13 protein-coding genes are annotated in these 13,161 nt (G+C 42.4%); 5 read left to right on the forward strand and 8 right to left on the reverse strand.

All coding sequences use genetic code 11. The annotated features are described in order from the left end of the window. Window positions 1-32 precede the first annotated feature (32 nt). Window positions 33-494: a DUF4920 domain-containing protein gene (locus LT679_RS12350; protein ID WP_232177900.1), complete on the forward strand. Its 462-nt coding sequence runs from the start codon at window positions 33-35 to the stop codon at window positions 492-494. 44 nt (window positions 495-538) lie between these two features. Here LT679_RS12350 and LT679_RS12355 read toward each other — a convergent pair whose 3' ends face one another. From LT679_RS12355 to panC, 6 genes are all read right to left on the reverse strand, one after another. Further along, window positions 539-1,066: a hypothetical protein gene (locus LT679_RS12355; RefSeq protein ID WP_232177901.1), complete on the reverse strand. Its 528-nt coding sequence runs from the start codon at window positions 1,064-1,066 to the stop codon at window positions 539-541. 166 nt (window positions 1,067-1,232) lie between these two features. Then, window positions 1,233-1,910: an acyl carrier protein gene (locus LT679_RS12360; RefSeq protein WP_232177902.1), complete on the reverse strand. Its 678-nt coding sequence runs from the start codon at window positions 1,908-1,910 to the stop codon at window positions 1,233-1,235. Window positions 1,911-1,946: 36 nt separating this feature from the next. Continuing rightward, complete coding sequence (gene carB, locus LT679_RS12365; protein WP_232177903.1) at window positions 1,947-4,763, reverse strand: carbamoyl-phosphate synthase large subunit; 2,817 nt, start codon at window positions 4,761-4,763, stop codon at window positions 1,947-1,949. 272 nt (window positions 4,764-5,035) lie between these two features. Beyond that, window positions 5,036-6,082, reverse strand: coding sequence for an energy transducer TonB family protein (locus LT679_RS12370; RefSeq protein ID WP_232177904.1), 1,047 nt, complete (start codon window positions 6,080-6,082; stop codon window positions 5,036-5,038). A gap of 25 nt (window positions 6,083-6,107) precedes the next feature. Further along, a complete protein-coding gene (panD, locus tag LT679_RS12375) occupies window positions 6,108-6,458 on the reverse strand; it encodes an aspartate 1-decarboxylase (protein ID WP_232177905.1) in 351 nt (116 codons plus the stop codon). An 82-nt stretch (window positions 6,459-6,540) separates the two neighbouring features. Further along, window positions 6,541-7,377 carry a pantoate--beta-alanine ligase gene (panC, locus tag LT679_RS12380; RefSeq protein ID WP_232177906.1) on the reverse strand — a complete coding sequence of 279 codons (837 nt, stop codon included), beginning with the start codon at window positions 7,375-7,377 and terminating at the stop codon, window positions 6,541-6,543. A gap of 159 nt (window positions 7,378-7,536) precedes the next feature. Between panC and LT679_RS12385 the strand changes: the two genes are divergently transcribed. After that, window positions 7,537-8,361 (forward strand): glycogen/starch synthase, encoded by an 825-nt coding sequence (locus LT679_RS12385; RefSeq protein WP_232177907.1) that lies wholly within the window; start codon window positions 7,537-7,539, stop codon window positions 8,359-8,361. Between the two features lie 23 nt (window positions 8,362-8,384). Next, window positions 8,385-9,746, forward strand: a complete 1,362-nt coding sequence (locus LT679_RS12390; RefSeq protein ID WP_232177908.1) for a DUF4270 family protein — start codon at window positions 8,385-8,387, stop codon at window positions 9,744-9,746. A gap of 53 nt (window positions 9,747-9,799) precedes the next feature. Here LT679_RS12390 and LT679_RS12395 read toward each other — a convergent pair whose 3' ends face one another. Next, the gene (locus LT679_RS12395; protein ID WP_232177909.1) at window positions 9,800-10,528 is read right to left on the reverse strand and encodes a zinc metallopeptidase; all 729 of its coding nucleotides are present in this window, start codon (window positions 10,526-10,528) and stop codon (window positions 9,800-9,802) included. A 195-nt stretch (window positions 10,529-10,723) separates the two neighbouring features. Next, complete coding sequence (locus LT679_RS12400; protein ID WP_228952965.1) at window positions 10,724-10,909, reverse strand: CsbD family protein; 186 nt, start codon at window positions 10,907-10,909, stop codon at window positions 10,724-10,726. Between the two features lie 357 nt (window positions 10,910-11,266). On the opposite strand from LT679_RS12400, the gene LT679_RS12405 reads away from it, so the two are divergent. Next, complete coding sequence (locus tag LT679_RS12405; RefSeq protein WP_232177910.1) at window positions 11,267-11,692, forward strand: hypothetical protein; 426 nt, start codon at window positions 11,267-11,269, stop codon at window positions 11,690-11,692. A 629-nt stretch (window positions 11,693-12,321) separates the two neighbouring features. Further along, window positions 12,322-13,152, forward strand: a complete 831-nt coding sequence (locus LT679_RS12410; protein ID WP_232177911.1) for a sensor histidine kinase — start codon at window positions 12,322-12,324, stop codon at window positions 13,150-13,152. Window positions 13,153-13,161: the final 9 nt, after the last annotated feature.

Genomic DNA, 13,161 nt, shown 5'->3' on the forward strand with positions numbered 1-13,161 from the left:
AACCATCACTCCGTCGTGTTGTTGTTATAGGCATGAAAGCATGGCATTTACTTTTATCGATATTTTTCTTTGCGGCTACGGCTCAAACTTTCGCACAGAAAAAGGTAGCATTGCCTCATGGTATGGTCTTCGGAACAAGATCTGACACGTCCAATGCTGTTGAGGCCGGCAAACTGCAAAACTTTATGGGTGAAAGGAAGCGGATAACTACTTCAGTTAAAGGCACTATTGAGAAGGTAACAGATGAAAAGGGAGGCTGGTTTGTTATGCGTACCGGCAACGGGATGCCGATATATGCCCATTTCAGAGATTTTAACGTTACGCTGCCTAAACAAATTACCGGCCGTGTGGTGATTATAAGCGGCGTTGCAAAACGAGAGTTTACCGCTGATGATCATCAACATTTTGCGGGGGATACTATCAGTTACAGCACCACATCAAAAATGAGCAAAGCCATTAATTTTGAAGTTAAAGGGCTGATGATTTATCAATAAAAAAGACCGCCGTTGAGCGGTCTTTCTTATTGGGAAAGCTTAATTTATAAATATTTATAAGCTATACCTTTTTTAATGTCCTGATTACCGCCAAGGCCACCGTTAGCCATATTGGTTGCTTTTTCAAAGGTGATCAGCACAAACGGACAACCTAACTCAGCAGCCGCCTGCTTTAGTTTTTTCTCGGCTGATTTTTCACTTGAGCTACCTGTGTGAAAGTTAATAAAGGCTGTTTTGCCTTTAATATCTCCGCCCTTGCTAAGTCCGGCAATTTCGCTCTTATCTTCTAGTACAATTACCTTTTCCCAATCGTTTTTACCTGCCACAACAATTTTGTCGGTAAGCTTTTCGGTACGGCCGCTTTTGCCATAAATTATTTTTTCAATAGCGTATTTGCTCACTACCTGCTCCGCATCTTCATTAACATACTTATAGATGACGGTGAATTCGCCCACGCGAATTACGTTTGCTTCAACTGTTTCTCCGGAATGTTTTACAATTTTGTCAGCCTGCGCAAAGCTGCAAATAAAGGCGCCGAATACTAATACTAATGTTAGTAGAGTTCTTTTCATAAAATGATAAAGTTTAGAGTGTAACTTATTTTAATAAAGGCTAAATATAGGGAATAAGATATTAAGAGAAAGAAGTATTGCAATTAACTTTAGCTAAGTTTAAGTACGCAAAACGAGCAAAGCCCTTAAAAATTAATTTAAGGGCTTTGTCCGTTTAAAAAAATTATCAGTTAAATGAGGCGCCTGATTTTAACACAGAAGCGTCGAGATCCAGATCGTGCTGAAACAGTTCGCGTATTTTTTGATTAACCTCTTTACGGTTAATGGTGGCGGCATCCCGGCGGCATTTCAGGTAATGTTCGCGGGCTATTTTCTCGGCCAGTTGCCCAACTGTTTTAACCGCCAATTGCTTACCTCGTTTTTTAGCCATGAATGATCCGGCTGCAAAGACGGTTAAACCAACCAATCCTATTTGCCAGTTAAAATACATGGCGGTTAACGACAGTAAAAACAATGCTGTTAGCACAGCGATAACACTCTGCTTGGGCTGCAGAACGTTTAAGCGCAATCCCATCTCATGCTCCATGTCTGCAACTAACTGCAATCTTTCCTCTTCCGGAAAAACGTCTTTCAGACAGGTGTTCGTGTTTATTGAGCACCGGTCAATTGTTGTTGAGGTGGTAATGGCGTTGCGCAGCATGTAAAAAGCATGCTGTGTGGTACAAACGTCACTTTGTTCGAGCTTTAATTTGCTGTGAACAGCGTTACACAAATCGTCAACGGTATAAATTTGTTGAAGATCATCCGGGGTGACACGTACTCCGAATGATCTTTCTATTTTTACTAAAACGTGTTTCAGATCCTCGCGATCGACGTTTTTTAGTTGTATTAACTTATGGTCCATTAATTAAAGAACAAGTCCTAAAATCGGGAGAAACCGTTATTTACTTAAATACATTGATTTCTCTTTATACAAATGCCTGAAGTATGGGTCCTGCAGGTCAGGAATAAAGCGTATCGCCTCACCTGTCGACTTCATTTCAGGGCCAAGCTCTTTAGCCACTTCAGGGAATTTATCGTAAGAGAATACCGGCTCTTTAATGGCGTAGCCTTTTGGCTTGCGAACGATGGTAAAGTCTTTAAGCTTGTTTACACCCATCATTATCTTAGCGGCGATGTTGATGTAAGGTACGTCATATGCTTTGGCTATGAAAGGCACCGTACGTGACGCACGCGGATTAGCCTCGATCACATACACCTTTTCGTCCTTAATGGCAAACTGTATGTTCAGCAAGCCGCGCACGTTAAGCGCCTTGGCTAATTTCTCGGTATAGTCTTCCATTTGCTTGATCACATTGTCTGATAGATCAAACGGAGGCAATACCGCGTATGAGTCGCCTGAGTGGATACCGGCTGGTTCAATGTGCTCCATCAAACCAACAATGTGTACATCCTCACCATCGCTGATTGAGTCTGACTCGGCCTCAAAAGCACGGTCAAGGAAGTGGTCAATTAGTACGCGGTTACCAGGAAGGTTTTTCAACAAGCTTACTACAGCTTTTTCCAGGTCTTCATCGTTTATCACGATACTCATACCCTGGCCACCTAATACGTAGCTTGGGCGTACCAGCACAGGATAACCAACATGGTGGGCAACCTCAAGCGCTTCTTCAGCACTTTCGGCAACACCGTATTTAGGATAAGGGATGTCAAGATCCTTCAACATGTCAGAGAAACGGCCACGATCCTCGGCAATGTCCATATTATCAAATGATGTCCCAATGATGCGGATGCCGTGCTCATGCAGCTTTTCAGCCATTTTAAGGGCTGTTTGGCCACCTAACTGTACAATTACACCGTAAGGTTGTTCCAGGTCGATGATCTCGCGCACGTGCTCCCAGAATACCGGCTCAAAGTACAGCTTATCGGCCATGTTGAAGTCGGTTGATACCGTCTCAGGGTTACAGTTAACCATGATCGCCTCAAAACCGGCTTCTTTTGCTGCAAGCAGGCCATGCACGCAGCTATAATCAAACTCAATACCCTGGCCAATGCGGTTAGGGCCCGAGCCTAATACAATGATCTTTTTCCTGTCGCTAACTATTGATTCATTCTCACCCTCGTAGGTTGAGTAGTAGTAAGGTGTTTTGGCAGGGAACTCAGCAGCGCAGGTATCAACCATTTTGTATACGCGGCGTATACCTAATTGCTTACGGCGTTGGTATACATCCTCTTCGGTTGTATTGGTGAGCACATAAGCTATTTGCGCATCAGAGAAACCTTTTTGTTTCAGCGTGTAGAAGAAATCTTCAGGGATGTTATTCAGCGAGTAACGGCGCAGCTCGTTTTCCATGCTCACTACCTCTTGTATCTGGTTCAGGAACCAGCGGTCAATTTTGGTAGCTTTACGTACCGATTCGATCGGCACGCCGAGGCTCAAGGCATCATATATATGGAACAGTCTGTCCCAGCTTGGGTGCTCAAGGCTGTGCATAATCTCGTCGAGGTTGCGGCTCTGACGGCCATCGGCACCTAAGCCGGCACGGCCGATCTCCAGGCTTTGGCAAGCTTTCTGCAAGGCTTCGATAAAGGTACGGCCAATGCCCATAACCTCACCTACTGATTTCATTTGCAGGCCAAGCTCGCGGTTAGCGCCCTTGAATTTATCAAAGTTCCAGCGAGGTATCTTCACGATCACGTAATCCAGCGTTGGCTCAAAGTAAGCTGATGTAGTTTTCGTGATCTGGTTTTCTATTTCATCCAGGTTATAGCCGATAGCCAGCTTGGCGGCAATCTTGGCAATTGGATAACCGGTTGCTTTTGATGCCAGGGCTGATGAACGTGATACACGCGGGTTAATTTCGATGGCGATGATTTCCTCATTAGCCGGGTTAACCGAGAACTGTACGTTACAGCCACCTGCGAAGTTACCTATGGCGCGCATCATTTTAATGGCCTGGTTACGCATCTCCTGGTAACAGCGGTCACTCAGCGTCATGGCAGGAGCCACGGTTATCGAGTCGCCGGTGTGGATGCCCATCGGGTCAAAGTTCTCGATAGAGCAGATAATGATCACGTTGTCGCGGCTGTCGCGCAGCAGCTCCAGCTCATATTCTTTCCAGCCTAAAACCGCTTGCTCAACCAATACCTCGTGGGTTGGTGATGCCTGCAGGCCACGGCTCAGGGCCGCGTCAAATTCCTCTTTTTTGTGTACAAAGCCTGCACCTTTACCACCCAGGGTATAGCTTGGCCGTATTACCAGCGGGAAACCGATTTGTTGCGCGGCCTCTTTGCCCTCTAAAAACGAGTTGGCAATTTTTGAGGTAGCAACGCCGACGCCAATATCAACCATTAACTGGCGGAAGGCCTCGCGGTTTTCGGTTTTCTCGATGGCGGCAATGTCCACACCGATAATTTTAACGCCATACTTTTGCCAAATGCCTTGTTCGTCGGCATTTATGCAAAGGTTAAGCGCAGTTTGGCCACCCATGGTAGGCAGTACGGCATCAATTTGCTGTTCCTGCAAAATCTGCTCAATGCTTTCGCAGGTTAGCGGCAGCAGGTACACATTATCAGCAATAACCTTATCCGTCATGATGGTGGCGGGGTTGCTGTTAATGATGGTTACCTTAATACCTTCTTCTTTTAAAGAAAGTGAAGCTTGTGAGCCTGAATAATCAAACTCGCAGGCCTGGCCTATAATGATAGGACCTGAACCAATAATCAATACCGATTTAATGGAAGAGTTTTTGGGCATAGGGCTTTTTTAATTCAAAAAGTTAAAGTTATAGCCTTCATCCACTTAGACTGGATTTCCGGACTGTTTCCTATGCGCTGAAAGCGAGGATAAAACCGACTTCAGCGTCGGGGTGCAAAGATAGAACTTATTGAATTAAATGAGCGACAAAAATTTAAAAAATAATGGTACTGTATTAGAAAGTAAAAAGCTGTTATTTGATTGGCTTTAACTTATTATTTAATTTTAAGTACCGCTAAAAAACTAAGCCTTGTACAAATCTAAAACCCCGGTTAATATTGCTCAAACCAGTCGTTAGGTGCTTTGGCCTGTTTTACAATTGGCCGGCCTACAAGCTTAAGTTTTTCAGGCCCAAAATCTATCGGTACGGTAAGCGTAACTTTTCGATACACTCCCCGCTCTGATGCAGGTTTCCAACCCTTGGCATCAAAAATTACCCGCTCTGCCGCGGCAGACAGGTATTCATTCGGAGATCGCAAAGTTCTTACGGAGTCAATCCTGCCGCTAAGGTCAACTGTAAATTCTACAAATACCCGCCCGTTAGTTTTGTTCTTTTTTGACTTTGCGGTAGATAATAAATTTTGCTGAAGATATTTAATGAAAGCCTCGTACCCGCCGGTAAATTCTGGCTGTACCAAATCCTGAGTTGCGTAGGTATGCTTTACGCCCAGGTTATCAAATGAGGTACCTGAGATAAAAAGCCCATCTTCATATTTTTCAGTATAACTTACATTCAATGCGGTATCTACACCATTCCAATCGCCCTGGCGCTTACCATTTTTCACAAGCCCGGCTTCTAATAAACCGTCAAATCGTTCTGTATAAACTTTATATAAACCAAAACCATCATTTGCCAATGCTGTACCATCAACATCATTACATAATAAAAGGCTATAATTGTTTATAAACTTTAAGTTGTTTCGGTCAGCGTATTCTGTCGGCTTAGTAAAATACCGGTGAGTGTATAGTATGCCGTTCGGAAAATATTCATAAAAGTCTCCTGATATTTTGCCGTTCGAAAATTCAATTATATTTTGAATTTTTCCGTTAGAATAATACGTCAGTATTTTTCCTTGCGGAACAAAACCCTTTTCACTTAATGATTTACCAATCAGCTTTTTTTTATTGTCGGTGTATAGTTCTGTAATGTTATACAAAACATCGCCGGAGTCAGGCGCGTTTATAATCCTGATGTAATCGGCACTGTCTTTATTATTTACTAACCTGCGATCATTTTTAAGAAACCAAACGTTTTGCGCAAAAGTTACTTTACCTAACAAAAGCAATCCTGCTATGCTGAAAGCAATTTTATTGTGCATTTAATGAGGTAAGGTTGTTTGTTGGTTACTTGATCAGTTTGTTATCCGTATCCGGAAAAACCAGTACAGGCTCGTAAGCTTTAGCTTCATCACGCTCCATGTAGGCGTAGCTCATGATAATTACAATATCACCTACCTGGGCCAGGCGTGCTGTAGCGCCGTTAAGGCACACGGTACCGGTACCGCGCTCACCACGAATAACGTAGGTTTCAAAACGCGCACCGTTGTTGTTGTTCACAATTTGCACCTTTTCGTTGGCAATAATATTTGCCGCATCCATCAAATCCTCATCAATGGTAATACTGCCCACGTAGTTCAGTTCGGCCTGGGTGACCTTTACCCGGTGAATCTTGGATTTTAACACCTCAATAATCATGGCGCAAAGTTAGTAAATTGAATTATAGTAAAAGTTTAATAGTTAGCCTTACACTAATTATTTACAATGGGTTGATGCAACGTTAACGTATTATCATGTTATCAATCAAGCGGGTTGTGCCTACCCTTGCTGCTACTAACGCAACAACGTTCGCGGTGTTTTGATTGGCCGGATGCAAAGTCTTCGCGTCAGCAATTTCTAAATAATCAAGCTGTACGTCAGGCTCGTTATTGATGGAATTTTCGGCTTGTTGCTTAAGTGTGGCTATATCCTCGCGGTTAAAGTTATCTTTCACCTGTTTTAGTGCTTGAGAAAGCACAAGCGCGTGCTCACGGTCGGTAGCGGAGAGGTGCACATTACGCGAGCTCATGGCCAGCCCGTTACCTTCACGCTCAATAGGGCACATCACAATTTTTACCGGCATCTTCATTAGGTCAACCATGCGGTTAATCACCAGTACCTGCTGAAAGTCCTTCTGCCCAAAATAAGCGCTATCCGGTTCAACAATGCTAAATAGTTTGTAAACTACCTGGGTTACGCCCTGGTAATGACCCGGGCGCGATTGGCCTTCGAGCAAATGTTCCAGCTCGCCAATGTCCAAATGCCATTGCTCATTGCCGGCATACATCTCTGTAACGTCCGGATTGAAAAGCACATCGCAGCCTGCTTGTTCAAGTTTTACTATATCGGCTTCAATAGGGCGAGGGTATTTCTCCAGATCCTTAGGATCATTAAACTGAGTTGGGTTTACGAAAATACTGCACACTACAATATCGCAATCCTGCCTGGCGCGTGCAATTAACGATAAGTGGCCCTGGTGAAGCGCGCCCATTGTAGGTACAAAGCCAATGGTAGCGCCCGAAGCCCTTGCATCAAGCAAATGCTGGTTGAGCCGCTGTTTGGTGGTGAAATTTTTCAATGCGTTAAAGTGCTTAAAAAATCCGGCGAAAATGGGTAATTAATTAAAAATATCCAAACTTATGTTGCGCAATTCATTGATAGTTCATATTATATCCGTATATTTGTACTCTCAAAAATTTTTTTGACGTCTTATACTTACTAAATACAAATAATAGAGATGGGTAAATCTAAGCTTTTGTTTATAGCTCATGAAATGTCACCTTTCCTTGAACTCACAAAAATTTCTGAAATAGTACGTAATTTGCCGCAAGCGATGCAGGACAAAGGTTACGAGATCCGTATCCTGATGCCGCGTTTCGGCAATATCAATGAGCGCAGGAACCGACTACATGAAGTGATCCGTTTATCGGGAATGAACATCATTATTAATGATAATGATAACCCGCTGATTATTAAAGTGGCTTCAATACCTTCAGCACGTATGCAGGTATACTTCCTCGATAACGAAGAGTATTTTCAGAGAAAGCATGTGTTTACCGACAAGGATGGCAAGTTTTATGCTGACAACGATGAGCGTATGATCTTTTTCTGTAAAGGTGCGCTTGAAACAGTTAAGAAACTTGGCTGGGCGCCGGACATGATACATTGCCACGGCTGGATGAGCGCGCTGGTACCGGCTTACTTGAAAACCACTTATAAAGACGATCCTACGTTTAAAAACTCAAAGCTGGTTTACTCCATATATGACAAGGAGTTTGATGGTCAGTTAAATGCTGATTTTGCACAAAAAGCAGTAATGAACGGAATGACCGAGGCTCATACTGAAGTGTACAAACCGGCTGACAGTTCGGCACTTTACGCAGGTGCTGTTCACTATTCAGATGGTGTTATTCTCGCTTCGGAAAACATAGAGGAAGAAGTGTTAAATAATGTTAAAAACAGCAATAAACCTGTTTTAGATTACAATTCCACTTCGGATGTGGAAAATTATTACAATTTTTACGACGAAATTGCCACCGAAGAAATGGCACAGGTTGTATAAAGTTGGATAAGATATTTTAACATATGAGATTTTTCAGATTAGACTTATTAACCTTGTTGATAAGTCTTTTTATTTTAAACAGCTGCAAAAACCCCGACGGTGTGGGTTTAGATGTTGATGAGAATAATCAACTAAGCGGCACACTTGTGATCGACACTAATATAACGCTGAATACTGTATCAGAAGATTCTGTTGTTGTGTCAGATTTAGGCCGTTCAACGCTGGGCTATTTTAATGACGCCGAATTGGGCACAACAGAATCATCGTTAATTACGGATGTTAACCTTCCAGGCGGCACCGCTTATACTAAACCAACCGGAACTGTAGTTGTGGATTCGGCCGTATTGATGCTTAAGTATTCGCCGACCGGTTTTTATGGCGATTCGCTTGCTTCAACTTACAAGGTTAATGTTTATCAGCTAAATGATAAACCTTTAAACGTTACGTACTACAATAGTAAAAAGTGGCAGCACTCAAGCACCGTATTAGGTTCAAAGACCTTTTCAGCGCGCCCTCATGATACAATCAAGGTTACATCAATCGTGGACGGCGGTCCCGATACTGCTATCCGTGTAGTTCCGCAGATACGTATTAAATTAAATACTGATTTAGTATACAGCTGGCTTAATTCGTCACAAGCTGCACAGTCAAATCTTGCTTTTCAAAACCTCGCCCGTGGCCTTTATGTGAACATTGACAGAGCCGGCAGTACAGGTACAGGAGGCATCATTGCTTTAACTACTGGCGATTCTATTGCGGTTTACACGACTGTTACCAGTGGCTCAACCAAAGATACATCTATTGTTGGCTTGCCTATTAGCCGCTATATCAATGAAATTAATCATAACTATAGCGATAATGTAAAATCTGCTCTTTCCAATACGTCAAATAATCAAACCGCTTATGTAAAGGGCATGGGTGGATTGCGGGTTAAAATTGCGTTTGATAAGATTGCCGAGACATTGCCTAAGGACGCAGTGATCAATCGAGCTGAGCTGGTTATTGTACCTAAAAATGGTACACTTACACCTTACGCCCCGCTGCCTAAGCTAACTATGTATAAATCTGACATAGCTAAACAGCGCGCCTATATCGAGGATATGATTAACGGATCGGCAAACTTCAGCCTGCTTTTCGGTGGTAACTTTGGCATCCCGGTTAAAAACGAATACAGGTTCCTTTTAACATCATACATACAAAATCTGGTTACCGGCAAGGTAAAAGATTATGGTACTTACATTGCCGCCGCTAACGAGTCACTTAGCTCTACAAGCACGGCCCCGAGCATTGCCGCTACGGCTTACCCAACAGGCCGTACAATTTTATTAGGTAAAAATTCGCCTTACCGGGTTCAGCTCAAAATAATATACACTAAGATAAAATAAAATGAAAGAGGCTCGCAAATGCGAGCCTCTTTCGTTTTTAACTGCATTTTCAATTAGTCTCTTCTGCCAAACAGAAATTGCGCATAATATAATAACGTTGCCAAAGCGCTTAAGGCAGCCACCACGTAGGTCATGGCAGCCCACCATAAAGCATCTTTAGCCTGTGCATGCTCTTCCTGGGTTTGCATTACGTTGTAATTATTATTTAGCCAAGCCAACGCACGGTTGCTGGCATCAAACTCAACAGGCAAGGTTATAAAGCTGAACAGGGTAACTAAAGCCAAGGCCGCTACTCCAATGGCCAATACCCATGGCGTGTGCGCAAAAAACAGCAACAATATACCGATGGTTAACGTCCATTGTGTAAGCGTTGAAGCAACGTTAATTACAGGCACCATTGCGGAACGGAAAGTTAACCAGCTATATGCCTTGGCGTGTTGTACCGCGTGGCCGCACTCATGCGCGGCAACGGCTGCAGCGGCAACGCTGCGGCTATGGTAAACATCAGGGCTAAGGTTAACGGTTTTGTCAGCAGGGTTGTAGTGGTCGGTTAACTGCCCTTCTACCGAGATTACGCGGACATCGCTTATACCATGATCGCGCAACATGCGCTCGGCTATCTCAGCTCCGGATAAGCCCGAAAGCAGGCCGATCTCTGAGTACTGCTTAAACTTACTTTTAAATCGCCATTGAACAATAAAGCTGATAACGGCGATGGCAAGCATCAAAAATATAGCGGAATTATAAGTAATAAATCCGATTACGAAAGCTAAACTTATCATCTCTTAAAATTTTTATATTGAAGCATATTCAAAAAGCATTCCGCAAAGCGCAATGTTAAGTTGTGATTGCTTTTTGAGAATTTTACTGATAGGCTCGAAGGCTTATGTGCCAATAATTCATTGCGACGATGCCAAAATAGCAGCTTTATAATCAACTCTTAATAAAAAGCCCCCGATAAACGGGGGCTGGTATTCTTATAAGCTATTGATCCATTTTACCAGATCTTCACGGCTTTTGCCGAGTTTTTGCTGCAAACGGCCAAGGGTTTCATCGTCTTTGCCCTCTTCGTGCTTTAAATCGTCATCGGTCAGATCGCCGTAGGCTTGTTTAATTTTTCCTTTCAGCTCATTCCAGCCGCCTTTTATTTCCAACTTATCCATAACGTTTTTAATTTAGATGTATATAGACAACGTTCTGCATAAGCAGTTGTTTGTATGGCCGTTATTTCTATTGGATTTAACAAAAAATCCCCCGCACTTATGCACGGAGGATGATTTTGTATAAGCAGAAAAAATACCCCTATTTTTTATGATACGAACCGGCATGCTGTCGCATATCATATCTCTGCTGTTACAAATATCTATGTGTATACATAAATTGTAAATACCCACTTAACGGTATTTTATGAGCAGTTATACCTTAATAAATACCGTTAAAAAACGGTGTAGGTGTTTTTCGCATGCTTTGTAGCTTTAGACCCCATAAAACCCCATTTTTAATTTTATTTATTGATATTTATGAGTGCGAATTTCCAAAAGCCAGATGTATCTCGCGAACAGCTGGAAAACTTGATGAAAACTTACCAGGAAACGGTAAAGCGTATACGCAAAGGCGATGATAGCGGCGTAGCCAGCGATTACGACCCTGACTTTGATTCTAAATCGGTATGGTTTCCGCGCAAGGCGGTAGAGGCATTGTTTAATGATAATGATGCTGATGGATTGCGCGTTTATTTTGGCGTGCATAATGCAGATCAATCGCCAACACCTTACGATGATCGCCTTACGGTAGTGTTGGTAGCAACCAAGTTAGAAGATGGTAGAAATGTTGACCAGCTTAAAGGCGATGGAGATGCTAATGAAGATGAGGAGTCTGATGATGACAAAGAAGGCGGGCCGGGCTATGGCTTGAATCACGGTAACGTTTGTCCGCCTAATTGTTAATATTTAACAATGTTTCAATATTTATATCTTTTTTTTGAGTTACTGGCATTAACAGTAGTTTCGTTTCAGTACAAAAAAATGTCGCATACGCGTTATGCGGCATTTTTTCCTTACTTGCTTTTTATATGTTTGTATGAGTTAGGTTCGCTCAAAAATCTGTTCCATATCCATCGCAACAACGCGTGGATAAGTAACTATACAATTTTGATTGAGTTTATTTTCTACAGCTTCTTTATTGCCAAATTATTGCCACCTAACTTAAAACGCAAGATTAGGGTGGTAAATTTTGCCGTAATTGGCTTTACAATTATTGATATTGCTTTTATCCAAGGTTTCTGGAATTTAGCTACGGTTGGTATTATCATACAATATATTACGTTAATAACGCTTGTGTGTATGTATTTTTATAACCTTATGCAGCAGCAAACAGACGAATATATATCACTTATCCATATCCCGGATTTTTGGGTGAACACGGGTTTACTTTTCTTTTGCCTGCTGGAGTTTTGTTTCTTTTGCGCTTTTTCTTATATGGTATCCCGAAGAAGTTATTATTACTTTGAATTATGGATGGTGATATCTAATATGGCCAATTTTATTTTGTATTCTTGCCTGGCAGTGTCATTCTTATGTTTCAGTCGCAAGAAAATCTCATACTCATCATAGTCGGTACCATCTTGCTTTTGCTAATGGGTATCTTCATCGTCGGCTTTATGTTTTTCTACCAACGCAAGCATAATGCTTATGTTACCGAACGCTCGTTAATGCGCCTGCAGTTTAATGAGGAAATGCTAAAAGCTCAGGTAGAGGTGCAGGAGCAAACGCTAAACCACATCAGCCGTGAAATACATGATAACATTGGCCAGGTATTATCATTTGTAAAGCTTTCCTTATCATCCCTAAAAACACTTGACGACGAACAGCGGCATAAAAAAATTGATGATAACCGCGAGCTCATTGCCCAGGCGATAAGCGACCTACGTGACCTATCAAAAAGCCTCAGTTTTGAGCGGATCAAGGCAATTGGTTTAAAAGATTCTGTAGCAGCAGAGCTTGAACGTATTGATAAAAGCGGTCTTATCCATACCGCTTTAAACATTCAGGGTGAACCCTATACTTTAGGCGCGGAGCGCGAACTGGTGTTATTCCGTATATTTCAGGAAGCAATCAATAATTCACTAAAATACTCGCGGGCACAAAATTTGAGTATTGGTTTGAATTATACTCCAAATCTGTTTATTTTGGACATTGAAGACGATGGAGAGGGTTTTTTGTTGTCTGAGAAGCTGAATGACAGCAGCGGATCAGGCTTGAAAAACATCGGGAACAGGGCGGCTATTATTGGCGGCCATGCTAAACTCGAAAGTAAACCCGGCAACGGTTGCTCCATACAAATAACGCTTGACCCCTTAGCAGAACAAAAATATGTTAACCGAACCTATCCGGATCGCGCTGGTTGATGACCACAG

This window comes from Mucilaginibacter roseus (assembly GCF_021215455.1).
Lineage (GTDB): Bacteria > Bacteroidota > Bacteroidia > Sphingobacteriales > Sphingobacteriaceae > Mucilaginibacter > Mucilaginibacter roseus.

What these genes read in the sequence shown, in the direction of transcription:
- LT679_RS12350 (WP_232177900.1), top strand. Translation starts at nt 33, where the DNA reads ATGAAAGCATGGCATTTACTTTTATCGATATTTTTCTTTGCGGCTACG.
- LT679_RS12355 (WP_232177901.1), bottom strand. Translation starts at nt 1,066, where the DNA reads ATGAAAAGAACTCTACTAACATTAGTATTAGTATTCGGCGCCTTTATT.
- LT679_RS12360 (WP_232177902.1), bottom strand. Translation starts at nt 1,910, where the DNA reads ATGGACCATAAGTTAATACAACTAAAAAACGTCGATCGCGAGGATCTG.
- carB (WP_232177903.1), bottom strand. Translation starts at nt 4,763, where the DNA reads ATGCCCAAAAACTCTTCCATTAAATCGGTATTGATTATTGGTTCAGGT.
- LT679_RS12370 (WP_232177904.1), bottom strand. Translation starts at nt 6,082, where the DNA reads ATGCACAATAAAATTGCTTTCAGCATAGCAGGATTGCTTTTGTTAGGT.
- panD (WP_232177905.1), bottom strand. Translation starts at nt 6,458, where the DNA reads ATGATTATTGAGGTGTTAAAATCCAAGATTCACCGGGTAAAGGTCACC.
- LT679_RS12385 (WP_232177907.1), top strand. Translation starts at nt 7,537, where the DNA reads ATGGGTAAATCTAAGCTTTTGTTTATAGCTCATGAAATGTCACCTTTC.
- LT679_RS12390 (WP_232177908.1), top strand. Translation starts at nt 8,385, where the DNA reads ATGAGATTTTTCAGATTAGACTTATTAACCTTGTTGATAAGTCTTTTT.
- LT679_RS12395 (WP_232177909.1), bottom strand. Translation starts at nt 10,528, where the DNA reads ATGATAAGTTTAGCTTTCGTAATCGGATTTATTACTTATAATTCCGCT.
- LT679_RS12400 (WP_228952965.1), bottom strand. Translation starts at nt 10,909, where the DNA reads ATGGATAAGTTGGAAATAAAAGGCGGCTGGAATGAGCTGAAAGGAAAA.
- LT679_RS12405 (WP_232177910.1), top strand. Translation starts at nt 11,267, where the DNA reads ATGAGTGCGAATTTCCAAAAGCCAGATGTATCTCGCGAACAGCTGGAA.
- LT679_RS12410 (WP_232177911.1), top strand. Translation starts at nt 12,322, where the DNA reads ATGTTTCAGTCGCAAGAAAATCTCATACTCATCATAGTCGGTACCATC.